The organism is Spongiactinospora sp. TRM90649, assembly GCF_029382225.1.
Classification (GTDB): domain Bacteria; phylum Actinomycetota; class Actinomycetes; order Streptosporangiales; family Streptosporangiaceae; genus Spongiactinospora.
Genome location: NZ_JARLTC010000017.1, coordinates 104,381 through 128,836, shown reverse-complemented (window position 1 = coordinate 128,836; position 24,456 = coordinate 104,381). Strand labels below are relative to the sequence as shown.

The following is a 24,456-nucleotide window of genomic DNA, read 5'->3' as shown; positions in this document are numbered from 1 at the left end:
GCGATCTGGTAGCGGCTCCATTCTTTGCCTTCGTACCAGTAGGCGGCTTCTACGGCGCCGTCGGTGGTGGGCCACCATAGTTCCATGCTTTGTGGGATGCGGGAGACTGCGCTGATGCCGCCTTGTGGTGATGCGCTTCCGGGAGGGGCGATCTGGTAGCGGCTCCATTCTTTGCCTTCGTACCAGTAGGCGGCTTCTACGGCGCCGTCGGTGGTGGGCCACCACAGTTCCATGCTCTGTGGGATACGCGAAACGACCGCGAGACCGCCCTGAGGTGATGCGCTTCCGGGAGGGGCAAGCTGATAAGGAGTCCACTCTTTGCCCTCGTACCAGAACGTCGCCTCTACGGCGCCGTCGGGTGTGATCCGCCAGTTCTCCATGCTCTGCGGAATACGCGAAACAGCCGCGAGTCCGCATGCGGGCGAGGCCTCTGACTTGCCCCGCAGGGGATACCGGTTCCATCCCATGAGATGCCCCTGTTCGTCTGTAGGTCTATACGGATTCCACTTCAGTCGGCGGGGGTGTTGAGCGCAACTAAACCGCCGACCGGTGAGACGATATGCTCCTAGGCCGGGTCGTTGTCCACGTGCTGGTTGTGTGCACGCCAGAGCAGGCGTCATTGGATATGGCCTGCGCTATATGCGCGCGTTTCTTATGGCGGCTCCTCCCTGCCTCGCTAAGGGGGTTGCGGCGATGGCCCTTCGGACCTATGAACGGCACCCCTTCGCAGGCTTCGTTGGCGATCGATGGCCGTACAGAGACAGTGGATCGACCAGTCGAGCGGGGACCATCAGTCCTTCCACGAATCGCGTTCCGAACGCAGGAGCCGTGATATCCACTCGCGACGATCGCAATGTGCTCCCCTTCAGGCTAGCGCTGGCTGAGCAAAGAGCGAAGTGCCATATATAAAAGCCAAGCTAAATCAGTCACGTTGATGCAAATCCGCTCATTCTTTGCGCATGAGCGTTGATGGATCATATTTTCGGCTGCCTGTGATTGTTGAGACTGGCGCCGGCCGATATACTGTCCGCTGACCTTCGCCGCGTTGAGATGGTCGCGTTAATCTCGGCAGTTCTATCGGGAAAATGTAATATTTGGCATTGCAGTCCAGAACGTACTTGTCCGGAGCCGTTCGGAGCCGGTGACCATCCGCGTACCGCGCGAGCGATCGCGGCCGAAGTCGGTCTGCTCGGGCCGGATCGGCTCGTCGTCACGGGCGTCGAGCTGCCCGCCGAGGACGCCACCCTGGGGGAACCGCTGGACTGTGACGGTGTGGTGGTGGCCAGAGGACAAGCTGCGCATCGCACGCACTGCGGGGCCGGGGGCACGTGGTGGCCGGATCCCGGCCTGCTCGCCGCCGCCTCCGGAACCGCCTTCGCCCGCCGTCGTGTTCGGCCAGTTCGCGATCGCCTACGCCTGCCGCAGCGAGTCCCGCTGGATCGGCAGGGTGCCCTGGCGCGCCAACCCCTGGCGATTCCGATCATGGTGCTGGCTGATACCGCGTGCAAGGTGCTGCGGTCGCCTGGGAACACGCGCTGACGAACGGCGGCGCTCGACGGGACCTTCGCCCCTGCCCCGTGGGGGCTGCCAGAGGTGGGATGGAAATGCGAGAACCCGCCCAACGTTGGAGGCGAGACGATGAGCACCATCACACGCAGGGACCGCGGGCTGCTCCCGGAGATCTTCGACCTCCTGGAGGCCCCGTTCGCCGGACTGCGGCCCGGCCTGGGACATCCCATCCGGTTCGAGGACTACATCAAGGATGGCCGGTACATCCTGCTCGCCGAGTTGCCGGGAACCGACCCCGGTGACATCGAACTGACCGTGGCCGGCGGCGTTCTGACCCTCCACGCGGAACGGCACCACGAGGAGAAGGAGACGCACCGCAGCGAGTTCAGGTACGGCTCGCTGACGCGCTCCATCGCCCTGCCGCCGCACGCGGATGAGGACGACATCACGGCCACTCACCACAACGGGATCCTCACCATCAGCGTCAGGCTCGCCGACGACAAGCAGGCGGGCAAGCGCATCCCCATCGCCACGACGGCGTCCGAGTAGCACCCGAGTAGGCGCCGAGCACCGACGGGCCCGCTCGTGAGAGCGGGCGCGTGGGTTCCGGGCTGCGGGCGCTGTTCGGGTCGGGCTCCGCGGCACTGATGGTTTCGCTGTTCCCCGAGCTCCGGTCTTGCGCTTGCGACGGCGGCCGCATTGTTCATCGCGGTGGGCTTGGCCGCACTTCGCCATCGCGACGTCGGGTGATTCCGCAAGATCCTCTAGGCGACGGCAACGCCCGATGGCAGACTTCGGAGCATGGCCGAGGAGAAGGCGCGTTCGCTGCTGCCCGGAATGCGGTTGGACGACCTGCTGTCAGAGCTTCAGGCGCGCTTGCAGGCCGTGCTTGAGACCCGTGACCGAGTGCACGCCCTGCTGGACGCCGTGGTGTCGGTCGGCAGCGACCTGGACCTGGAGACGGTGCTGCGGCGGATCGTGCAGACCGCGACCACGCTGGTGGACGCCTCCTATGGCGCGCTGGGCGTGATCGGGCAGGAGAATTCGCTGGTCCAGTTCATTCCGGTGGGGCTGAGCGAGGAGGAGATCGCCAGGATCGAGCACTGGCCGCACGGGCTGGGCCTGCTCGGTCTGCTGATCAAGGAACCGCAGCCGCTGCGGATGGCGCACATCTCCGATCACCCGGAGTCCTACGGTTTCCCGCCTGGTCATCCGCCGATGGGCTCCTTCCTCGGAGTACCGGTCCGGGTACGTGATGAGGTGTTCGGCAATCTGTACCTGACCGAGAAGCGCGGTGGCGGGGAGTTCGACGAAGAAGACCAGGCCATCGTCATCGCGTTGGCCTCCGCCGCCGGTGTGGCGATCGAGAACGCCCGTCTGTACGAGGAGACCCGGCGGCGGGAGACCTGGCTGCGGGCCTCCTCGGAGGTCACCACCAGCCTGTTGTCCGGCGACGATCCTGACCAGGTGCTGCGGGTGGTGGCGCGGCGGGCGCGAGAGATGTCGGGCGCCGACATGGCGGCGATCAGCCTGCCCGACGACGCTCGGGAGAACCTGCGGGTGGCGCTCGCCGACGGAACGCACGCAGAGCGCGTGGTCGGGGCGCACACCCTGATGCACGGTTCGGTGGGTGGGCAGGCCTTCGTCGACGGCGAGCCGCGCTTGCTGGCCGATCTGGGAGAAAGCGGAGTGGTCACGGTGTTCCCGACCGATCTGGGGCTGGGACCAGTGGCGGCGATTCCGCTGGGCGCGCCCGGCGGGGTCCGCGGCATTCTGACGCTGGCCAAACGGTCCGGGCGCATCCCGTTCAACCCAGGTGAGGTGAGCATGCTGCATGCGTTCGCGGGGCAGGCGGCGATCGCTCTCGAAGTCGCCGAACGGCGTGATGACGCCGAGCGGCTCGGCCTGCTGGAGGATCGTGACCGGATCGCCAAGGACCTGCACGACGTGGTGATCCAGCGGTTGTTCGCGGTGGCGATGACGCTGATGAGCGCGGTGCGGCTGGTGGAGCGGCCGGAGGCGTCCTCGCGGTTGCAGAGTGCGATCGACGAGCTGGACGAGACGATCCGGCAGATCCGGTCCACGATCTTCGCATTGCAGCCCCGTGGAGAAGTGGACGCGCCGAGCCTGCGGGCGCAGATCGTCGAGCTTGTCGAGGGAGCAAAGGCGCATCTGGGGTTCATGCCGGGACTAGCCATGGAGGGCCAGCTCGACAACCGCGTGCCGCCGCCGGTCGCCGAGCACTTGGCCGCGGTGTTACGCGAGGCTCTGTCCAACGCGGTACGACATGCCAAAGCCGCCCGAGTGGATGTGACGGTGCGGGCGGACGTCGGCGCACTCACCCTTCTCGTCGAGGACGACGGGGTCGGGCCGGGTGACGGCGGTCGGCGCAGTGGGCTGCGGAACCTGGAGGAACGCGCGGCCGCATTGGGCGGAACGTGTGAGGTGTCCGCACGGGAAAGCGGCGGCACCCTGCTGCGTTGGAGCGTCCCTCTCGACCACGGCCCCTGACAGCCGGAGAGACCGCGATCAGCGCAGATGGCGGCGCAGCGGCGACACCGTCGGCCGGCATGGCGCCAGGCGAACGCGGGCGTCCACGGTGGTGGCACCGGTAGGGGTGGCGATGACGGGATTCAGATCCAGCTCCGCCACCTGGGGGAGATCCTCAAGCAGGTGGCCGACGCGGACGATCTGGTCGGCCAGCGCGCGCACGTGCACAGGGCGGCTGCCGCGATAGCCGTACAGGAGCGGCCGGCAGCGCAGGGCGTCCAGCATCTGCGTAGCGGCGGAGAGGCTGAGCGGCGGCACCCGGAAGGCGCGGTCGGCGAGCAGGTCGGCGGTGACGCCGCCCATGCCGGCCATGACCAGTGGGCCGAAGGCCGGGTAGTTGACGCCGCCGACGATCAGTTCGACGCCGTCGGGGAGCATCCGCTGCACGATCGCCCCGGTCATCCGTTCTCCCAGGGCGGCGGAGAGCTCCCGGTAGCACCGCCCGACCTCTTTCGCGGTGGCGAGGTTCAGGTGGACGGCGCCGATGTCGCTCTTGTGGACGAGGTCCGGCCCGGTGGCCTTGAGTACGGCCGGCAGGCCGGTCTCCTCGGTGGCACGTTCGGCTTCCCGGGCGCCGCCCACCGGGATGGTCGGTGTCAGGGTGATGCCGTAGCAGCCGAGCAGACGGGACGTGACGTCGGCGGGCAGCCACCGCCCCTCTGGGTGGGCGGAGAGTTCCTCCAGGACGATCTCGCGGGCGGTGCGCCGGTCCACGGAGACCATGTGGTGGTCAGGCTCGGCGGGGCGCGCACGCCAACCGGCGTAGGCGACGGCTCGGGCGAGGGCGTCCACAGCCTGCTCGGGGAAGGCGTAGGCGGGTATACGCCCGTCGATGACATCGTCGTGGCCGACCACGCATGCCAGCACAGTCTTGCCGGTCGAGCGGGTGGCGTCGGCGATGGCCCGCTTGGTAAGTTCGGCCCCGGAACCGAACGGCGGGGTGTAGACGACGAGAACCGTGTCGACCCCCGGATGGCCCAGCACCGCTTCGACCGCGGCGCCGATCTCCTCCGCGGTCGCCTCGGCGGTGAGATCGACGGGGTTGCCCAGCGCCGCCGATGGGCGGATGTCGTCGCCGAACAGCTCACGCGGCAGTTCCGGTACGGCCAGCCCCCGGCGTTCGCACGCATCGGCGGCCATGGCCTGGATGCCGCCGGAGTTTCCGACGATCGCCACCCGGGATCCCGCGGGAAGCGGCTGGGTGGCGAACAGACGGGCCAAGTCGAGCTGTTGAGTGACGCTGTCCAGCCGGATCACTCCGCTCGCTTCTACCAGGGCGTCCACTGCGACGTCCGGGGTGGCCGCGGCCGCGGTGTGGGAGCGCACGGCGCGGTCACCGGCTCCGGTTCTTCCGCTCTTGACCAGCAGAATCGGCTTACGCGCGGCGACCCGGTGAGCGATGCGGGCGAACTTGCGGGGGTTGCCGAAAGACTCCAGGTACAGGGCGATGACGTCGGTGGCGGGGTCGTCCTCCCAATATTCGAGCAGGTCGTTGCCACTGACATCGGCCTTGTTCCCGACGGAGACGAAGGACGAGACGCCCAGACCGGTGGCGCCGAGCCGGTCGATCATCGCCGCCGCCACGGCGCCGGACTGCGACAGTACCGCGATTCCACCCTTGGCCGGCGAGCCGGACAGGAAAGTGGCGTTGAGGTTCTCCGCGTTGTTGAGAACACCCAGGCAGTTGGGGCCCACCAGGCGCATGCCCGCACTGCGGCACAGCCGTAGCAGCTCCCCTTCGGCGTCCGGCCGGCCGATCTCCGCGAAGCCGGCGGACAGCACCACCAGCCCGGCCACGCCGGCTTCCGCGCACTCCTTGGCCACGTCGAGCACCTGCGCGGCGGGAACGGCGACGACGGCCAGGTCCACCTGGCCGGGTACGGCCGACATGGAGGGATGGGCGGTCAGGCCGGCGACCTGTGCCGCACGGGGGTTGACCGGGTAAATGGGGCCCGCGAAGCCTCCGTCCATGAGATTGCGCAGTACCCGGTGCCCGACTCCGCCCGGCGCCCGGCCCGCGCCGATCACCGCCACCGAGCGTGGATTCATGATGCGCGCCAGCGACGCGCGTTCGGCCTCGTGGTCGCGCGCCGCGATCATCGCGCGCAGCCGGGGCGTAGGGGCGAGCGGCACGCGGATCCGCACGGTACCGGCGGTGGAACTCCGCCAAACCTCCAGGCCGAGATCGTCGAGTACCTTGAGCATCGCGTGGTTCGTGGCGAGGACCTCGGCGGTCAGCTCCCGCACGTCGTTCTCGGCGGCATCGGCGGCCAGGTGTTCGAGCAGCAGAGTGCCGAGCCCTTGGCCGTGTATCGCGTCATCGATCAGAATGCCGAGATCCGCGGTGCCCTCACCATCGGGAAAGTACTCGGCGATGGCGACCAGCCGGTCCCGTACGGTGGCCACCAGTGCCCGGCCGCGCTGCTCCGGCTTGGTGACGCGGTCCATATAGGCGTGCGCGGTGGCCGTTCCGCCGGTGAAGAACCGCAGGTAAGCCGAGCGGTCGGAGGATCGTTCGACCAGCTCGTGCAGAGCCGGGCGGTCGGTGGGATCGAGCGGCCGCACATGCGCGATGCTTCCGTCCCTGAGCAGGACGTCATACTCGGCGGCAGGGTACTCGGCGGTCGTCGAAGGCTCGGGATTCATGCGTGGATCTCCAGTTCACTCCGGCGTGGTGCGGGCACGCTAACCGCCCATGACCCAACTGTGCCCCACCCGCCTCCATTGGACGCAGTGCCTGACGTCCCTCTCCGGGGTGGCGAAGGTCCCCTTAGTCGGCTTGGGCCAAGGTCCTCGGTGCCGCTCCTGACGCATACCGCCCCGATCATGCCCGCTTCTTCTGGCGGCGGAGGAGGGCGAGGGTCAGTGCGCCGGCCGCGGCCCAGGCGGCGATCACGGTGAGGTCGGGCCAAGGGGAGGGACGTCCGTTGAGTGACGCCAGCAGCGCGTGCGACAGGTGCTTGAGCGGGAAGATGTCGCCGGCCGTCTGAAGGAACGTGGGCAGCGGGCCGCCCGTGAGGAAGACGTCCGAGATGAAGGCGAGCGGCAGGAATGTGCCCAGGGTGACGGCGCCGGCGGTCTGCTGTCTGGACACCAGCGTGGCCACTACCGCTCCCAGCAGGGCGAAGCAGGCGCCGCCCAGTACGAGGGCGGTGAGCATGATGGGGAAGGCGGCCGGGGGTATCGCCGCACCGTATCCGAACTGCGCGATGAGTCCCAATGCCAGCCAGGTCACCAGGGTGAGAACCATAGCGGTCACGGCGAGGCCGACGTGGTACATCCACCGTGGCAGCGGCGTACCCGCCAGGCGCTTGAGCACGCCCTTCTCCCGGTCGGCGGCCATCCATTCCGCCACGTTGACATAGCAGGCGGAGCCTACCGTGTACGTCATCATGGCCGCGAGGATGAAGACCGGCAGTGGCGTGCCGCCCACGCGGGCACCCGGAAAGATCAGTGAAATAAGCGTCAACAGCAGCACCGGCAGGGCCACGGTAAAGAAGGCCGCCGACAGGTCGCGGCGGCTTCTGGCCAGCGTGTGCCCGACCTGGCCGAGCAGCGGGGAACGGCCGGGCGCTCGGCCGCGGGTACGGTGAACAGCCCCGGCGCGCGCGTGGGCGGGTTCCCAGCGGAAGCGCCAGAGGGCGATCAGCGCGCCGACGACTCCCCAAGCGACGATTACGGCGAGGTGGTCACCGGCGAAGCCGGATCCGGTCAGGTAGGGGTTGAAGCAGTCACGGACCGCGTGCGCCAGGTGGCGTAGCGGAAAGAACCAGCCGATCCTGTCCAGCCACAAGGGCGGCCTGCCGCCGACGAGGATGATGTCGGAGAGGAATGCCAGAGCGAGGAGCAGCCCGGTGCCGGTCAACTGTACGGCGGCGGCATCGCGTACCAGGGCCACCAGGGCGAAGCCGAGGGCGGTGAAGGCCAGCGTGCCCACGCACAGGGTCAGTAGCAGGGCCGGAGTCGTTCGCCAGACGATCTGGAGATCGTAGAAGACCAGTCCGGCGCCGATCAGGACGGCTGCCGTGATCAGCGCGATCACCAGCACCGAACCGGCCAGGCCGAGCAGCACGGCCCAGGCCGGGACCGGCGTGCCGCGCAGGCGTTTGAGCCAGCCCCGGTCGCGGAGGCGGGCGAGGTAGATGGCCAGCGCTCCGAAACAGCCCTGGGCCACACCGAAGGCCGTCATCATCGGCACGACGGACTGCATGACGTGTGCGCCGGTGGCCGGGTCCGTCACCTGGTCGCCGACCGCCATCCCGACGATCACCATCATGAGCAGCGGCATCGCCACGGTGAAGATCGTCGCGACAGGGCTGCGAAAGAACGAGGTCACTCCGTGCCGGATCAGCCTCGCGATCATGACGCCGCCAGCCTCAGGTATACGTCCTCCAGAGTGGGACGGCTGAGCGTCAGCCCGGTCAGTTCCAAGCCGCGTCTCAGCGCCCACTCCGTCAGGACGTGCATGTCCTGTGTGGCCTGTCCGGTGTGAATCCGCACGGCGGTGCCGTGTACCTCGGCCGAGCCGGTCAGGGTGGGCAGGTCGGACAGTGCGATGCCGGTCGGCAGCCGGAAGGACAGCACGCTGTCCCGCTGGAGGCCGCCGAGCGTGTCGGGCGAGCCGATGGCCACCAACCGCCCTCGGCGCAGGACCGCCGCGCGGTCGGCCAGGTGCTGTGCCTCGTCCATGTAGTGGGTGGTGAGCAGGATCGTCGTACCGGTCGCGCGCAGCGCTTCGATCAGCTCCCAAGCCTTATGTCTGGCCGATGGGTCGAATCCGGTCGTCGGCTCGTCCAGAAAGAGGAGTTCCGGCCGTCCGACGAGGCCTAGCGCGAGGTCCAGGCGGCGACGCTGTCCGCCGGACAGGGTGTGCACCTTGGCGTCACGTTTGTCCTTCAGGCCGACCTGCTCGATCACCTCGTCCGGGATCCGCGGATGGGGGTAGAAACCGGCGTACAGGCGTACCAGCTCGAACGCGGAGAACTCGTCCTCGAAACCGGCCTCCTGAAGCACGATTCCGATGCGTTCCCGGTAGGGCCGACCGCCCGTGGCGGGGTCCATGCCTAGGACCGACACCGACCCGCCGTCGCGTGCCCGGTGCCCCTCCAAGATCTCGACCGTTGTGGTCTTCCCGGCGCCATTGGGACCGAGCAGGGCGAAGACCTCGCCGTGCTCGATGGTGAAGCTCACGTCGTCGACCGCGCGCAACTCGCCGTAGTCCTTACGCAGTCCCTTCACGACAATCGCTGACATCTCAGCTCCTCGCTCAGGCTCTACTTCAACGTCCCGCTGCCGAGGAGAGCTGTGCAGGGCCGAATGGCAGGGGCTTTCGGTTCTAAATCAGGCTGTGCGACGGGGGAGCACCGGGGAGTCAGGTGCGGCTCGTCGGGTGGGGACCGGGCTGCCGGCCTGGATCAGAACACCCATGGCGGTCAGCATGACGGCCGCCAGGCACGTGGAGATCACACCAGGTGCTCGGCCCGGCGGCGGCCCTCTGAGATCACGCGTCAGGGCCGAAGGTCCCGGTCCGAAGAGGCCTTCGCTCGGCCGTGTTCCCGGGTGGTCGCTCGGATGCCGACGGCCATGAGGGCGGCCCCGGCGAGAACGAGAACGGCGGCAGCGATGTACAGGCCGGTGGCCAGGCCCTCCAGCATCGGAAGCCGTGCGCCCAGCCGCAGGTCGGTGGAGACCGGCGCGGTCGCGTCCGCGTTCATCACGACGATCTGCCAGTCGCCCGGCCGTACGTCCCACGTGAGCGTCTGGACGCCCGTCCCGGTCGCCTTGGCGGCCCAGATCGGCAGCGCTCCAGGTGCCGACGTGGGAGCGGTACCGGCATGCCGCAGGAGGCTGATGTCGTCCACGCCGGGGAAGAAGGCGAGATGGGTCACCTCGTCGTGGGCGATGCCACGCAAGTACGCCTCGGCGTCGGCGCGCCTGGCGATTCCGACGAACAGCGGGGTGGCCGAGCCGCCGACCTCCACGCGCACGGTACCGAGCGTGTCCCGCAGCAGGCCCACGCCTCTGCCCGCCACCTCGATCTCCTCGGTCACGAGCGCGTAGCCGGAGGTGGTCAGGCGCTCGGTGTCGGTGCTGAGGAAACCTTCGATTCCCCGTGCCTGGGTCAGCATGAACGCGCCCACGCCGCCGGCCGCCGCGCTCAGGCCGCCGAGTGCCAGCACGGCACCGGCGACGACGGCGATGACCGGGCCGACGGTCCACCCGTAGGGCGAGGGCGCCACCGTCGCGGCACCGGCCTCGTCCGAACGTGCCGACGGCTCGGCGGGTCCGCTGTCGAGGCGGAAGGGCGGGTACCGGTCCGTCATAAGCGTGGCGTAGGCCGTGACCCGCAGCGTCCATCGGTTCAGGCCTATCACCAAGTCGAAGAGCCCAGTGGGGTATCGGCCGGTGAACAGCAGGGTCACGGCGGCGACGAGCACCAGAAGGCCGATGAGGCCGCCCCAGTTCAGTGTGTAGATCCCGATGACGCTGCCGCTGGTGAGGATGCCGACGACCAGGTAATGCGGGATGGCAAGGAGCCACCACTTCACCAGCACGAGCCCTCGGGAGAGCCGTTCGGGGTAGTCGATCTCCAGGGTGGCGGGGTAGTCCGGGGCGGGTCCGAGCGTGAAGGGCGGATAGCGGTCGGTGCCCAGCGCGCAGAAGCTGTAGAAGGCCACGCGCCAGGTCCACCTCAGTACGCCGACGTTGAACTCGAAGATCGCCCGCGGGTAGCGGCCGGTGAACAGGATGCCGACGAACGCGACCACGCTGAGCACGGTGAACGCGGCCCACAACAGGGCGAGCACGATGTAGTGCGGAATCGCGAGCAGCCACTTGACCAGCCAGAGCCATCGGTTGAGCGGTTCGTCGAGCCTGGCCCGGATTCGCAGCGGGTAGGGCGGTGGGGTGCTCATGGTCCGACCACCTCCGGAGGGAAGATTGACGTTATTGACAGCGCATCAGGATCGGTCTCGTGGGCCTACGGGCCGAAGGTCTCGCTCCGCAGGGCCGATGGACCGTCATCCGTCCCGGGAAAGCCGGATCTCACGCCTCGCTGCGCCTGTCCGGGCCGGTGTCGGCCGTCGCCCACCAGCGGTCCCACGCGGCGCACCGGCATCGGGCAGGGACCTCCGCTGTGGGTGGACGACGGCGACTTCGACATCGAGCGGACTGTCCACCATCTCTCAGGCGATCGGCGAGCAGGTGCCGCCGCTGCCCTTCCCCGCCGTCGTGGACGGCCGCCGCGCAGACGAGCGCCGCCAAGGCGGCCAGGGCACACGACCCGGTCGGCCCTCCGCCCTGTTCCCTGCGCTGACGCTGCGCCTGTTCATGCATTGGCTGCGACGCCACGGCACCGAGCGGGTCAACGCGTACGTGACCAATGTCCCCGGACCGCTCACGCCGCTATGGCTGGACGGGGCCCGGCTGGTCAGCGCCTATCCGATCCCCCGCTAATGAACGGCGTGCCATTGGCGGTGGCGGTGCTGTCCTACGCGGGCACGCTGAGCATGACGGTCAACGCGGCTTTCGAACTCGCTGCGCTTCCCGCGTTCGCGGTCGGCGCCCGGGATGCGATGACCGCGCTCACCGCGCAGGTCGCCGGTGCTCAGGTCGCGCCCGAGGGGAGATCCTCGACGCGGAAGACGGGGAGGCTCGCCGCGATTCGTTCGAACTCCGACAGCGGTGCCCTGCGATCCACAGGGATGTGCGGGCGGCCGCCGGGAGCGACCGCCAGGTAGCGGCGTATCACGGGGGCGCGCTCAGCCGGATCGACCTCGACCAGTCGTACCGCTTCGCGTCGGCCGTGGCGCAGCGTCACTCTGCCGCCCGCGGCGCGGACGTTGTGCACCCAGCCGGCGTCCGGGCCGAGCATGGAGACCGCATAGCGCTTTCCGTCGTGGTCGGCGAGCACCAGAGGTAGCGACAGCACGCGTCCGGACGTGCGGCTCGGGACTTCCAGGGTGACCAACCGGCTGGGCAACAGCAGGCCGCTGCCCTGCACCACGGCCCAGCAACGGTTCATGGCGCGGGCCAGCCGGTTCGGCCGTCCGCCCCGGTACAGCCGGCGCAGAAACGCCCCTCTACCGCCGGAGCGACGCCCCCACAGCAGGTAGCACGGCGCTCCGACGGGCTGAACGAAGATGAACGGCCACCACGCGACCTTGGGGCCGCGCACCTCCCGCTGCGGGCGGGCCCAGAGGTCGGCGGCGGCGGTCGCCGTCAGCGCGATCTCGGCCGACGCCAGGGTGAGCAGCACCGCACGGCGTTTCCGGGACATCTCATGCCACCGCATCTTTCGCTCCCTGACGAGTCCGTATCCAATCGTTCGCGAATCATCGGCGGAACCACAGCGGAGGTGCGGGCCGGTTACGCGACGGCCGCCATCACCGCCGCCATCTCGGCGAGCCGGTTGGCGTAGCCCCATTCGTTGTCATACCAGCCGAACACCTTGACGAGTTCGCCGTCCGCCAGGGTGAGCGGCGCGTCGAACACGCACGACGCGGGGTCGCCGATGACGTCCCGTGACACCAGCGGATCGGTGCTGTAACGCAGGATGCCGCGCAGTTCGTCCGCCGCGGCCTCGGCGAACGCCAGGTTGATCTCCTCGCGGGTGACCGGCCGCCTCAGCACCACCGCGAGGTCGGTGAGGGAACCGTCCTCCACCGGTACTCGCAGCGCGACGCCGTCGAGCCTGCCCGTGAGCTCGGGCAGGACCACGCCGACAGCCCTGGCCGCGCCCGTGGTGGTGGGAACGATGTTGACCGCGGCCGAGCGGGCCCGGCGGGGATCCTTGTGCGGCGTGTCCAGCAGCCGCTGGTCACCCGTGTAGGCGTGGACCGTGGTCATGATGCCCTTGACGATGCCGAAGGACCGGTGCAGCACCTTGGCCATCGGCGCGACGCAGTTGGTCGTGCAGGACGCCAGCGAGACGATGTCGTGGCGTCCGGCGTCGTAGACGCCGTCGTTGACCCCCGGCACGATCGTCGCGTCCACGCCCTTGCCGGGCGCGGAGATGAGCACCTTGCGCGCCCCGCCCTTGAGATGCCTGGCGGCGTCGTCCCTGCTGCGGAACCGACCAGAGCACTCCAGCACGAGATCGACGCCGTGAGCCGCCCAATCGATGTCGGCGGGATCGCGGTGGGCGGTGACCGCGATCAAGCGCCCGTCCACGTCGAGGGTGTCCGACGACGCCACAACGGAGGAGCCGAAAACTCCGTACGTGGAGTCGTGCTTGAGCAGGTGTCCCAGCGCGGCGACGTCGGCCACGTCATTGATCGCGACGATGTCCAGCCCCGTGGGCAGTCCGCAGCGCAGTACGGCACGCCCGATCCGCCCGAAACCGTTGATCCCGATCTTCATGATCGCTCCTCCTCTAGACGTCACCTTGATGGTCGCGCCGGTATGCGGGAACGGGCAGGGCCGAAGGTCCTGTCGGGGTGTCCCGCTCGACTCCATCGTTCGGGGACCTCCGCACCTGTCCGCATCGACCGCCGAGGTGGAGCCTGGACTGCATGGCAGCGGATGGCAGCGGGAGCCTTCGCCCGCCGAACGCGAAATCGGACCCGGCCAGGGAGGGCCTGGCCGGGTCCGATGTCATGAGGGGTCTCCGCCGTCTCCGCCCGATGGGTGCCTCAGTGCCTCCTCACCTCCTCCGGGCCGATGACCTCGTGGTGGTCGCGTCCGCTGAAGTCAGTGGGACCGGGCAGCGCGTGCCGGACCGTGGCCATGAGCCACATCGCGGCCACGCCGTAGAACAGGATCGCCAGGGCGATCGCGTTTCCGGTGATGAGCGCGACCAATGCCGCGACCAGCGCCGTGGCGCCGACCACGCTGATGATCGCGGTGTACGTCCGGACCGCCGCCGTGCGCGGACCCTGGTACAGCTCGTCGGCCGACCCCATCGCGCAGCCGCCGGCGGCGCCGAGGAGCAGAATCGCGCCCGCGGTCCAGCGCGCGCCGGAGATGAACAGCACGTCCACTCCCTGCACATAGGCCACGTACAGCGCGGTGATCACGGCCATCGTGACGGTCGTGACCGCGTCCTTCCAGGTGAGCCTCATCGCAAGGCACCTCCCTCGCCACCCCTTGGTGGCTTCCCCTTCACGCTGACACCGCCGCCGGCCACGAGGGAGAGGCGAAGGTCGCCCTACAGACGGCCGAACGACAGGGATGCACAGTAGGGCCGGACCGACAACCGTCCGGTGAGCCGGGTCGCCCATGATGGACGAGGTAGTCGCTGGCGATCGCTCGCCGGGCGACGTGCAGCCACCTATGCTCCCACTGGCTGAGGGGCCAGCGCGCGAGGCCCCCGGCCACGGTGCATGAGATGAAGTGCCTGGGGCGCGGCGGAGCTGTTGACCATCGCCGAGAAGCTACGCCGGGCCGACATCCAACTGGAGTTGTTGGCCGGCCCGTTGCAGGGCGTGTACCGCAACCCCTCCCCGGTCAGCGTCTATCGCGTCCTGGGCGTTGACGACTGAATCAGGTGCCCGCCGGTGACGGCTCCGTGGGCGTCGGCCCGCCGGGTGCACCCGAATGCGGCCCTGGCGTCATGCCGGGCACTCGCGGGATACAGGGCATGTTCTGCTGCCCGAACCACTGGGCCAGATACTGCCGCATCGCGCGGACTTCTGCCCACTGGTCGTCGCGTACCTTGCGGGCGAAGGCCGTGACCTCGGGATGCGGTGCCTGGCCGTGCATGAGGAGTTGCTGTGACATCATGATCGCCATCATGTGGTGCGGGATCATGTGCTGCAGGAACGTCTTGTCGAGCTGATCTCCGGAAAGCTCTGACAGGTCGGGCATCGTGGTTCCGCTCGGGCTCGGCGCAGGGCTCTGCGGGTACCACTTTTCCAGCCGGCCTTTCATCTCGGCTACCTCGGCGGTCTGCGTCGTGACGATCGACCGCCCGAGTTGCTGCATCTCGGGCCTGCTGGACCGCTGCAACTGCCGGGCCGCGGTGATGGCGTCCTGGTGGTGCGGCACCATCTGCGACAGGTAGTCGTACTCACTGGTGACGGGATGCATCTGCCCCATGCCCGGGCACGTCGGCTGCGCACCTGTGGGAGAAGGACTCGGGGGCGGGACCGGCGGAGAGGCCGTGGCCGCCGCGGTGGCTCCCGAACCTGCGGTGATGGCGGCCAGGAATGCTCCGGCGGCCATCGCAGCCTTCATGACGTGTCGCTTCATGCGTCCCCCTCACGCCGATTCGACACCTTCTACGGTAACCGCTGCTCAGAGCGGCCGGCCGGCAGGTCGGGCCTACTCGCTGCATGCGGGCGCCCGGCACGCCGCCGCTTGGTGGCCCACGTCAAGCTTCGGGCGGGCGTTGTGATCGCGGATCAAGGCGTGGGTGAGGAGCTTTCGTTGTTTCTGCGCGGGGCCACTTTCATCCCCCCTTGGGGTGTAGTGGCATGCTGGTGATTGTACTGGTCACGGGTAGGAAACACCTGGCCGGGTGACGGCGCCGGCGCGCCCCGGGGGACAGGGCAGGGCTTGACCGTCTTCCCGGTCATCCTCAGGGAGGGGCCATGATCAGACAACACTTGGTGCCGGCGGGTGTCGCCGCGGTGGTGGCGCTGGTAGCGCTCGCGGCAGGGACTTCCGCGAGCACGGTCCTGCTCGTGCGCGCGGGACTGGCCTGCCCTCTGGTGATGCTCATGATGATGCGCGGCCTGGGCGGGCACGACACCACCGGCCGGCGCGGGGTGGACCATGAAGATCAGGACGGCGGCGGGGATCGCGGTGTCCGGATCGGTGTCTCATGACCGCGCTCGACTGGGTCGTCGTCCTGCTGTGCGGAGCGCTACTGGTCTTCCTGGCCTGGTATTTCTTCGGGCCGCGGGCCAGCCGTCTGGCGCAACTGCATGAGGGGGGCAGGAAGCCGAGATCGTGGTGCGTGGCGGCTACAGTCCGGAGGCGATCCGGGTGCGGCAGGGCATCCGGCTGCGGCTGGTCTTCGACCGGCGCGAGAGCGGCGAGTGCACCTCCCGGGTGGTCTTCCCCGACTTCGGCATCAGCCGGTCGCTGCCCGCCTTCGCCAGGAGCGTCGTGGAGCTGGATCCCCGGCAGGCCGGGGAGTACCGCTTCTCCTGCGGTGAGAATATGGTGCACGGCCGGTTGATCGTCGAACCGGACGACAGCCGCTCGCCCACGCCACCCCAGTCGCCACAAGCGCCGTCCCGCGTGCCCGAGCCGGCCCCGCCGCCTGTCTCGGCGGTTTCCCCGCCTGGGCACGAGCCGCCAGACACCGAGGCTGCCGAGCGGCGTGCCGAGATCGGTGACCTGTCCCGGCGCGTGCTGGCCGGCGCGGTGCTCACCCTACCGGTGGCCTTCGCCGTCATGGCGCACGAGGTCTTCGGCGCGACCTGGCTGCCGGCCCTGCTGCTGAACCGCTGGACGCAGCTCGTCCTGATCACGCCGGTGATGTTCTACACCGGATGGCCGATCCACACGGTGGGCTGGCTGGCCCTGCGCCACCGCTCGGCGGAGATGAACAGCCTGATCACGCTTGGCACGAGCGCCGCCTACGGCTACAGCCTGCTGGTCACCCTCGCGCCGGGCGTGCTGCCCGAGCAGGCGCGCGAGGTCTACTTCGAGGCGGTCGGGGTCATTCTCACGCTGATCCTGCTCGGCCGGCTGCTGGAGACGAGGGCCAGGGCGGGCACCGGCGAAGCCATCCGCAAGCTGATCGGCCTGCAGGCGCGCACCGCCCGGGTCCGCCGTGAGGGCGGCGAGGCCGAGATCGGCATCGACCAGGTGCTGCCCGGGGACGTGGTGGTCGTGCGGCCGGGCGAGAAGGTCCCGGTCGACGGGGTGATCCTGACCGGCCGCTCGACACTGGACGAGTCGATGGTCACCGGCGAGTCCATCCCGGTCGACAAGGGGCCTGGGGATGAGGTGGTGGGCGCCACGGTGAACCAGAGGGCGCCTTCACGACACCCACCCACAGGCCGACCCACACGGCATCTGGACGGCGCAGGAACTGCTACGCCTGGCCGCCACGGCCGAACGCGTCTCGGAACATCCCCTCGCACGCGCGATAGTGGACGCGGCCACCGGACGCGGCCTGTCGCTCGATGACCCCGCCGACTTCGAATCGGTCACCGGACAGGGCATCAGTGCCACGGTGGACGGCTGCCACGTGCTGGTCGGCGGCCCCCGCCTGCTGGCCGTCCACGGCATCGACGCCAGCGTACTCGCCCCGGCCGCCGAGCGGCTGGCCCGCGGCGGCCGCACTCCGATCCTCGTCGCCGTGGACGGCCGGCCCGCCGGCCTGCTCGGCGTGGCCGACACCGTCAAGGACGACTCGGCGGCCGCCGTCGCCGCGCTCCAGCGGCTCGGCCTGCACGTCGCGATGATCACCGGGGACAACCGGCGCACCGCCGAGGCCATCGCCCGCCAGGTCGGCATCACCGCCGTGCTCGCCGAGGTGCTGCCCGATCGCAAGGCGGCCGAGATAGCCCGCCTCCAGGAGCAGGGCAAGAAGGTGGGCATGGTCGGCGACGGCCTCAACGACGCCCCGGCGCTGGCGCAGGCCGACATCGGCTTCGCCATCGGCACCGGCACCGACGTGGCCATCGAGGCATCCGACATCACGCTCATCTCCGGCGCCCTGTCCGGCGTGGTGACCGCGGTACGGCTGTCACGGGCCACGATGCGCAACATCCGGCAGAACCTGTTCCTGGCCTTCGTCTACGACATGATCGGCATCCCCATCGCGGCCGGCGTCCTGTACCCGCTCCTGGGACTACGGCTGTCACCCGTCATCGCCGCCGCCGCGATGGCCGCATCCTCACTGTCGGTCGTCGGCAACGCCAACCGGCTACGCCGCTTCACCCCGCCGGCCCCGCATCCCACGCCACAGCTCCCGGCCGATCCGGCCGCTGATCGCCATACTGACAGGCAGTGACCAGCGGACGAGCCAGACCGGCCCTCCGCTCGCAGGGTAGCCCCGGTGCATTGCCGCACCGGGGCCCCCTCAGAACGGTGCGTGCCACTCGTCGCGGCACACGGCTCAAGCAAGCCGCGACGAGCGGTTCAGCTGTGCTGTGCTCGGCTCCTGCGCAGGCGGGCGAGGTGGCCGCGACGGCAGGAGGCGTGAGCAAGGCGGGTCTGGCGTCAGATGGGTATGGTTCATGTGGGAAGACGCAGATCACCTACCGGGCGGCGTGGCGTGGCGGTGACCTGGGGGCCGTAACCCAGCCGGATGATCATTTGTGGGTGGCCGCGCCGGTGGTGGGGATCGGTGCGGCGGCGCATGTCGCGCAGATCCAAGGGCTGGTTGAGGAATGATGCCGAGACGCCGTACCGGGCCGCGGTGAGTAGTGTGCGCTGCAGCGCCTGGCCGGCCACCAGCCAGTCCAGTGGCCGGTTTCCGGGCGTGGTCAGTACCGCGAGCTGCGGCCGTGCCTCGAAGGCCATGCTGTGGTCGTGCGCTCCGTAATCGCGGATCGGCGGGGGATCGGTGAGCGGGCGCGGCCCGTGCGAGGCGAGGGGTACACCGTCGTATCGGGCCCTGCGCATCGTCCAGGCCGCCAGTTCGGCCCGATAGTCGAGGTCGGCCGCCAGTTCCTCCTCGGCGATCGCCACCTGTTCAAGGGTCTGCGCCGCGGCGTGCCTGCCCAGGAAGATCAGAGTCGCGCCCTCCCGGGAGGCTGCCGTGCGCAGCGCGGCCATGACCTCCGACGGCAGGCGCCGCTCATCGAACGGTTCCCGGCAGGTGTGCCGCAGCGGTATCAGGTCGTACAGCTCGCGGGTACGCCGCCCGGCGGGTTCCCGCTTCGCCAAGTGGACAACGGCCAGCAGATACGGATCGTCCTCGGATTCGGGCAGCAGCCGCAGAGCCGGCCGCGCCCCCGCTGTGCGGGCGGCGAGTCGTAGGTTGAGGAGGGCGGCCCCGCAGCTCACATGCATCGACCGGCCCCGCGGGTCACTCACCGGCAGTCGCCGGTCGAGATCGGCTGACAGCGACAGCAGCTCCCCGTGCAGCACGTCGAAGCGCCACGGCTGGGTGTTGTGCACCGACGGTGCTTGGCCGGCGGCGGTCAGCAACCGCCGCACCTGAGCTTCGGTGGCCGACGATGAACGCATGGCCCACCTCCTGGTCGTCCGGCTCCAGTTTTCCGCGCACGACGGCGCGACGGCAGAGCCGGACGACTCGTGGCTTCGGGACTTTCGCCATTCGAGTGGCGAAGGCACACTCATCCGATGTCGCGGTGCCGCAGCGCGAACAGGCCTGTGAGGATCCGAGCGTCACGGTGCCAGCGAAGGTGACACCGCCTCGGACTATCGAATCAGGAACCGCGCTACCGTCGGCGAAGGAAAAATACCGCCGACCAAGCCGACGATGAACCCAATAGCGACGATCAGTGCGATGCCTAGTGTGCGGATGATGTACTCGTTCGAGTTAGGTCCGGGCATGGCTGGGCCTTTTCAGATCGGCCTGAGGGGCCACGCGTCCAGATGGACACGGCCATGGTCTCACCTCGGGTGTCCGGTCGGCACTGGCACCGCTACCGCGTTGGTACACCCGTGCCTGGGCGCGGGTCAACGGAGGTGAGGGCCGCAGGTATCAATGGCTGCTGATCAGACGCAACCCGACCACCGGCGAACCGGCGTTTTGCCCCGTGACACTGTCCGAATCCGTCGGCTACTCACCGTCTTCACGTTGATCCAGCACCGCTCCATCGCGAATGTTCTGTGCTGGTCAGATTGGTGCCGCCGACATCAGACGGCAACTCGTCGCTGCCACTTTCAGCGCATATCCATGTCCTGGAGTGTTTGAAGGCGTTTTTCTGCGCGTGATCAGGCGGTGACAACTCCGTGGGCACGGAACTGGGCGTGGATGCGATTCAGCAGTACCTCGCAGGGCGGTGCGACGTCGGCGAGCGGAAAGCGCAGCCCCAGCCGCTGGTACTTGCCCATGGCCATGCGGTGGAAGGGCAGGATGTCGACGCGTTCGACGTTGGCCAGGGTGGAGACGAAGCGTGCGAGGCCGTCGACATCGTCGGGGGCGTCGGTGAGGCCGGGCACGACCACGAACCGGATCCAGACCGGCGTTCCGAGGTCGGCGAGGCGACGGGCGAAGCGGAGCGTCGGTTGGAGCGGGCCGCCGGTGAGGTGCCGATAGACGGCCGGGTCGAAGGACTTGATGTCGAGCAGCACGAGGTCGGTGTCGGCGAGCATGGCGTCGGTGGCGTTCGCGCCCAGCAGGCCGGAGGTGTCCAGGGCGGTGTGCAGGCCGGTGTCATGACAGCGGCGCAGGACTTCGGCGGTGAAACGCGGTTGCAGGAGCGGCTCACCGCCGCTGATGGTGATGCCACCGCGGGTGACCGAGATGAAGCGCCGGTAGCGGTCGATCTCGTTCATGACCGCATCGGCGGTGATCCGGCGGCCGTCGCGCATCCGCCAGGTCTCCGGGTTCTGGCAGTACAGGCAGCGCAGCGGGCAGCCGGCGGTGAAGATCACGAACCGGGTGCCGGGGCCGTCCACGCCGATGGACAGGTCCCATGAGCTGATGACGCCCTCGTCCGGCGCCCGTCGTGGGCACCGGACGAGGGGCCGGGTGGTGCTCATCGCGAGCCGTGGAATGTGCGGTTGACGACGTCGCGCTGTTGCTCGGGGGTGAGGCGGACGAAGTTGACGGCGTAGCCGGAGACGCGGATGGTCAGTTGCGGGTAGCGGTCGGGGTGCTCCATGGCGTCCAGCAGGACGGCTCGGTCGAGCACGTTGACGTTCATGTGGAAGCCGGCCGCGTCGAAGTAGCCGTCCAGCACCCCGACCAGGTTGGCCGTTCGTTCCTCGGGGGTACGGCCGAGGCCGTCGGGCGTGGTGGTGCTGGTCAGGGAAATCCCGTCCAGAGCCTGGTCATAAGGGAGTTTGGCGACGGACAGGGCGGAGGCGACGAGGCCATGCCGGTCGCGGCCGTTCATCGGGTTGGCGCCCGGAGCGAACGGCTCGCCCGCGCGGCGGCCGTCGGGGGTGTTTCCGGTGTGCTTGCCGTACACCACGTTGGAGGTGATCGTGAGCACCGACTGCGTGTGCTCGGCATCGCGGTAGGCGGGATGCTTGCGGATCTTGGACATGAACGACCGGACCAGCTCGACGGCGATGGCGTCGGCGCGGTCGTCGTTGTTGCCGTAGGTGGGGAAGTCGCCCTCGACCATATAGTCGACGGCCAGGCCGCTTTCGTCGCGGATCACCAGCACCTTGGCGTGCCTGATGGCCGACAGACTGTCGGCGGCCACGGACAGGCCCGCGATGCCGCAGGCCAGCGTGCGCTTGACCGGGTAGTCGTGCAGCGCCATCTCGATGCGCTCATAAGCGTACTTGTCGTGCATGTAGTGGATGATGTTGAGCGCGTTGACGTAGGTCCGCGCGAGCCATTCCAGCATTCGATCGAAGGCGGCGGCGACCTCGTCGTAGTCGAGGACATCGCCGCTCAGCGGTGGGTGGGCCGGGCCGACCTGATCGCCGGTCACCTCGTCGCGCCCGCCGTTGATCGCGTACAGCAGGGTCTTGGCCAGGTTGACACGGGCGCCGAAGAACTGCATCTGCCTTCCGACGGGAGCCGCCGACACGCAGCAGGCGATGGCGGTGTCATCGCCGAAGCGTGGACGCATCAGATCGTCGCTCTCATACTGGATCGAGCTGGTCTCTATCGACAGCGTCGCGCAGTACCGCTTGAACGGCTCTGGCAGGCGGGGGGACCACAAGACGGTCAGGTTCGGTTCGGGGGCGGGGCCGAGATTGCGCAGGGTCTGCAGGTAGCGGAAGCTGGTCCGGGACACCAGCGGGCGGCCGTCGGTCCCGATACCGCCGATCGACTCGGTCACCCAGGTGGGGTCACCCGAGAAGAGCTGGTCGTACTCCGGCGTGCGCAGGAAACGCACGATGCGCAGCTTGATCACGAAGTCGTCGATGAGCTCCTGCGCCCGTTCCTCGGTGATCCGGCCTTCGGCGATGTCACGTTCGAGGTAGATGTCGAGGAAGGTCGAGGTACGGCCGAGCGACATGGCCGCGCCGTTCTGCTCCTTGATCGCGGCCAGGTAGGCGAGGTAGAGCCACTGGACCGCCTCCTGGGCGGTGGCGGCCGGTCCGGAGATGTCGTGGCCATAGGAGGCGGCCATCCGCTTCAGCTCACCCAGCGCCCTGATCTGCTCGGCCAGTTCCTCCCGGTCGCGGATCGCCGAGTCAGTGGCATCGGCGTCGTCCAGGGAGCGGAGCTCGGCGTGCTTGGCCTGGACGAGACGGTCCACGCCGTACAAGGCGACGCGGCGATAGTCGCCGATGATCCGCCCCCGGCCGTAGGAGTCGGGCAGGCCGGTGATCACACCGGCCTTGCGGGCGCGCCGGATCTCCGGGGTGTAGGCGTCGAACACGGCGTCATTGTGGGTCTTGCGGTACTTGGTGAAGATCTCCTTGACCGCCGGGTCGAGTTTGTGACCGTAGGCTGCCAACCCTGTCTCCACCATGCGCAGCCCACCGGCGGGCATGATGGCCCGCTTCAAGGGGGCATCGGTCTGCAGGCCGACGATGAGTTCCCGGTCGGGGTCGATGTAGCCGGGCGCGTGTGCGGTGATGGACGACGGGGTGGCGGTGTCCACGTCGTAGATGCCACGCCGCCGCTCCTCGGGGAAGAGCGACGTCACCCTCGCCCACACGGCACGCGTTCGCTCGGTCGGCCCCGAAAGAAAGCGCTCATCACCGGTGTAGGGAACGTGGTTGCGCTGGATGAAGTCACGGACGTCCACCTTCGTTCGCCAGTCGTCGCCCAGAAAGCCGCGCCATGCCTCGAACCCGGTCGCCGTGGCCGTCATCGTTCCCCCTTCGCGTCTGATGTTCGATCCCAGGGTCCTTCGTACGGATGGCGCAGGCAGCGGCCGAAGGGCGTCCAAGTACGGGACCAAGGGCTCTCCCTTGCCCGCGCCGCGCCACCGCGGCCGGCCCGCGCTGTAAGGGTGACGGCTCACCGGGCCGTCACGGCGGCGGTGTCGTTCTCCTTCCACAACAGTTCGTCCATGACATCGACGACGCCGGCGACCTGCCGGGTCAACTGGACGGCGAGCCGAGCGTCACTCCGCAATTCGACCCATCCGCTCAGGGTCACCACACCCTTATGGACGGCGATACGGACCCCGGAGGAGTTCACCCACGGGATCTGTTTGAGAATGTCCCCGCGGATCTCGTCGGCGATGGCCGCGTCGTCACGGACGAACACCTTGAGCAGGTCGCGACGGCTGACAATCCCCGCCAGGCGCCCGTCCGCGTCCACGACGACCAGTCGTTTCACGCCGTGCTCGTCCATCAGCCGAGCGGCATGAGCGATGGTGCCATGCGGGCTGACGGTGCGGGCGGGTGAGGTCATCAGTTCCGCTGCGGTGTCGCCGGATGCCTTACGGCGGACGGAGCCCTCGGCCGACAGGCGATGGCGGAGCCGCGCGTGCAGCGGGGGTTGATATCCCTCTCGGTAGTACTGCTCGCGAAACTCCTCCTTGACCAGCAGATCGGCCTCGGAGATCACGCCGATGACACGGCGGTCGGTATCGATCACGGGAACCGCACTGATGCCGTGTCGCACGAGAATCTCGGCGATGTCCTTGAACCTGGTGCCGGCGCTCACCGAGACGACGTCGGCTGTCATCACGTTCTTGACCAGGGTACGCATGGGCTGCCCCTTCGGCGTGGACGGTTCCGGTACCTCCATGACATCTCGGACAGGCACACCCACGTAGAGGCGAAGGTCCCAGGCCGACCGGCCATTTGTTCACCCGTTCGGTCATCGTTCCCCAGCGCGGTTGCTCGAAGAACCCGTAGACGAGCAGGAAACCTCTACCTCGAAATGGACACCTGTGATTCCGTCACCGTTGGCCCCTTCGGGGAGGTCAGCGCCGTGTGGATGGCATCCGCCCGGATCGTGACGGAGGGATCGCCAGAGCGGCCAGCGCCCATCCCAGGGGGGCGGCAACGTGCTACCGAGCACCGCGACGATGGCCGCGACGGCGAGAACGACGGAGGCGAAGGCCGCCCGGAGGTCCGCCCCCAGCAGGGCAGGCCCGGGAGCGGTGCCGAACTGCCGGCCGACCAGCGACAGGACGCCAAGAAGTGCCCCATTTCGGCGAGTGCCTGTGCCGGACCGAGGACAACGAGGTCACGGACGAGCAGCTTCTTGTCGACAAGATCGCCGCTGCGCACGGAGCTCCGCATCGTACGCGGATTGGCCGGCGCCACCCAGGCGAGGGCAGACATCTAGAGAACACTCAGCGCCAGCGGGATGGCGCCGCCGGCCAGCGCCCAGACGCCGAACGGGGTCACCTCTGGACGAGATGGAAGGAGCCGACCTCGACCGCGCGTCGTGCCGTCGCTCCGTCACGAGGGTCCGGCCAGGGGCGGCGA

The 24,456-nt window shown here is 68.8% G+C and carries 20 protein-coding genes; 7 read left to right on the top strand and 13 right to left on the bottom strand.

Annotated features, from left to right (window positions below; all coding sequences use genetic code 11):
• Positions 1-380: hypothetical protein (locus P3X83_RS21690; RefSeq protein WP_277306987.1), on the bottom strand; the 380-nt coding region annotated here is incomplete at its 3' end.
• A 1,258-nt stretch (positions 381-1,638) separates the two neighbouring features.
• Between P3X83_RS21690 and P3X83_RS21685 the strand changes: the two genes are divergently transcribed.
• Both P3X83_RS21685 and P3X83_RS21680 read left to right on the top strand, forming a co-directional pair.
• Positions 1,639-2,058, top strand: a complete 420-nt coding sequence (locus tag P3X83_RS21685) for an Hsp20/alpha crystallin family protein (RefSeq protein WP_277306986.1) — start codon at positions 1,639-1,641, stop codon at positions 2,056-2,058.
• A gap of 252 nt (positions 2,059-2,310) precedes the next feature.
• A complete protein-coding gene (locus tag P3X83_RS21680; protein WP_277306985.1) occupies positions 2,311-4,020 on the top strand; it encodes a GAF domain-containing protein in 1,710 nt (569 codons plus the stop codon).
• A gap of 18 nt (positions 4,021-4,038) precedes the next feature.
• Here the strand turns inward: P3X83_RS21680 and P3X83_RS21675 are convergent, their stop codons facing one another.
• The 4 genes from P3X83_RS21675 to P3X83_RS43350 all read right to left on the bottom strand — a co-directional run bounded on the left by P3X83_RS21675 (position 4,039) and on the right by P3X83_RS43350 (position 10,973).
• Positions 4,039-6,705 (bottom strand): GNAT family N-acetyltransferase, encoded by a 2,667-nt coding sequence (locus P3X83_RS21675; protein WP_277306984.1) that lies wholly within the window; start codon positions 6,703-6,705, stop codon positions 4,039-4,041.
• Between the two features lie 178 nt (positions 6,706-6,883).
• A complete protein-coding gene (locus tag P3X83_RS21670) occupies positions 6,884-8,422 on the bottom strand; it encodes an ABC transporter permease (protein ID WP_277306983.1) in 1,539 nt (512 codons plus the stop codon).
• Positions 8,419-9,312: an ABC transporter ATP-binding protein gene (locus tag P3X83_RS21665; protein WP_277306982.1), complete on the bottom strand. Its 894-nt coding sequence runs from the start codon at positions 9,310-9,312 to the stop codon at positions 8,419-8,421. The genes P3X83_RS21670 and P3X83_RS21665 overlap by 4 nt, the downstream gene beginning before the upstream one ends.
• Positions 9,313-9,566: 254 nt before the next feature.
• Positions 9,567-10,973 (bottom strand): DUF4389 domain-containing protein, encoded by a 1,407-nt coding sequence (locus P3X83_RS43350; protein ID WP_346742729.1) that lies wholly within the window; start codon positions 10,971-10,973, stop codon positions 9,567-9,569.
• Here P3X83_RS43350 and P3X83_RS21655 point away from each other — a divergent pair.
• Positions 10,972-11,514, top strand: a complete 543-nt coding sequence (locus P3X83_RS21655) for a WS/DGAT domain-containing protein (protein WP_346742728.1) — start codon at positions 10,972-10,974, stop codon at positions 11,512-11,514. The two genes, P3X83_RS43350 and P3X83_RS21655, sit on opposite strands and share 2 nt — an antisense overlap.
• A 151-nt stretch (positions 11,515-11,665) precedes the next feature.
• Here P3X83_RS21655 and P3X83_RS21650 read toward each other — a convergent pair whose 3' ends face one another.
• The 3 genes from P3X83_RS21650 to P3X83_RS21640 form a co-directional block, all read right to left on the bottom strand.
• On the bottom strand, positions 11,666-12,352 hold the full coding sequence (locus P3X83_RS21650; protein ID WP_277306980.1) for a hypothetical protein: 687 nt from the start codon (positions 12,350-12,352) through the stop codon (positions 11,666-11,668).
• Positions 12,353-12,426: 74 nt separating this feature from the next.
• Complete coding sequence (gap, locus tag P3X83_RS21645; RefSeq protein WP_277306979.1) at positions 12,427-13,419, bottom strand: type I glyceraldehyde-3-phosphate dehydrogenase; 993 nt, start codon at positions 13,417-13,419, stop codon at positions 12,427-12,429.
• Positions 13,420-13,691: 272 nt separating this feature from the next.
• Positions 13,692-14,120 carry a hypothetical protein gene (locus P3X83_RS21640; RefSeq protein WP_277306978.1) on the bottom strand — a complete coding sequence of 143 codons (429 nt, stop codon included), beginning with the start codon at positions 14,118-14,120 and terminating at the stop codon, positions 13,692-13,694.
• 294 nt (positions 14,121-14,414) lie between these two features.
• Here P3X83_RS21640 and P3X83_RS21635 point away from each other — a divergent pair, with 294 nt between their 5' ends.
• Positions 14,415-14,540: a hypothetical protein gene (locus P3X83_RS21635; protein ID WP_277306977.1), complete on the top strand. Its 126-nt coding sequence runs from the start codon at positions 14,415-14,417 to the stop codon at positions 14,538-14,540.
• A 1-nt stretch (position 14,541) separates the two neighbouring features.
• On the opposite strand, the gene P3X83_RS21630 is transcribed toward P3X83_RS21635, so the two are convergent.
• Entirely contained in the window at positions 14,542-15,087 is a 546-nt protein-coding gene (locus P3X83_RS21630; RefSeq protein WP_277306976.1) for a DUF305 domain-containing protein, read from the bottom strand.
• A gap of 503 nt (positions 15,088-15,590) precedes the next feature.
• Between P3X83_RS21630 and P3X83_RS21625 the strand changes: the two genes are divergently transcribed.
• The 3 genes from P3X83_RS21625 (at position 15,591) to P3X83_RS21615 (ending at position 17,971) form a co-directional block, all read left to right on the top strand.
• Positions 15,591-15,827 carry a DUF2933 domain-containing protein gene (locus tag P3X83_RS21625; RefSeq protein ID WP_277306975.1) on the top strand — a complete coding sequence of 79 codons (237 nt, stop codon included), beginning with the start codon at positions 15,591-15,593 and terminating at the stop codon, positions 15,825-15,827.
• Positions 15,828-15,951: 124 nt separating this feature from the next.
• Positions 15,952-17,142, top strand: coding sequence for an HAD-IC family P-type ATPase (locus P3X83_RS21620; RefSeq protein ID WP_277306974.1), 1,191 nt, complete (start codon positions 15,952-15,954; stop codon positions 17,140-17,142).
• The gene (locus tag P3X83_RS21615) at positions 17,027-17,971 is read left to right on the top strand and encodes an HAD-IC family P-type ATPase (protein WP_346742731.1); all 945 of its coding nucleotides are present in this window, start codon (positions 17,027-17,029) and stop codon (positions 17,969-17,971) included. The genes P3X83_RS21620 and P3X83_RS21615 overlap by 116 nt, the downstream gene beginning before the upstream one ends.
• Before the next feature lie 224 nt (positions 17,972-18,195).
• On the opposite strand, the gene P3X83_RS21610 is transcribed toward P3X83_RS21615, so the two are convergent.
• From P3X83_RS21610 to P3X83_RS21595, 4 genes are all read right to left on the bottom strand, one after another.
• The gene (locus tag P3X83_RS21610) at positions 18,196-19,266 is read right to left on the bottom strand and encodes a nitroreductase family protein (protein WP_346742727.1); all 1,071 of its coding nucleotides are present in this window, start codon (positions 19,264-19,266) and stop codon (positions 18,196-18,198) included.
• A 600-nt stretch (positions 19,267-19,866) separates the two neighbouring features.
• Positions 19,867-20,637, bottom strand: coding sequence for a pyruvate formate-lyase-activating protein (gene pflA / locus P3X83_RS21605; RefSeq protein WP_277306971.1), 771 nt, complete (start codon positions 20,635-20,637; stop codon positions 19,867-19,869).
• Positions 20,634-22,880 (bottom strand): formate C-acetyltransferase, encoded by a 2,247-nt coding sequence (gene pflB / locus P3X83_RS21600; RefSeq protein ID WP_277306970.1) that lies wholly within the window; start codon positions 22,878-22,880, stop codon positions 20,634-20,636. Before pflB ends, pflA begins: the two co-directional genes overlap by 4 nt.
• A gap of 149 nt (positions 22,881-23,029) precedes the next feature.
• Positions 23,030-23,728, bottom strand: a complete 699-nt coding sequence (locus tag P3X83_RS21595) for a CBS domain-containing protein (protein WP_277306969.1) — start codon at positions 23,726-23,728, stop codon at positions 23,030-23,032.
• Positions 23,729-24,456 lie beyond the last annotated feature (728 nt).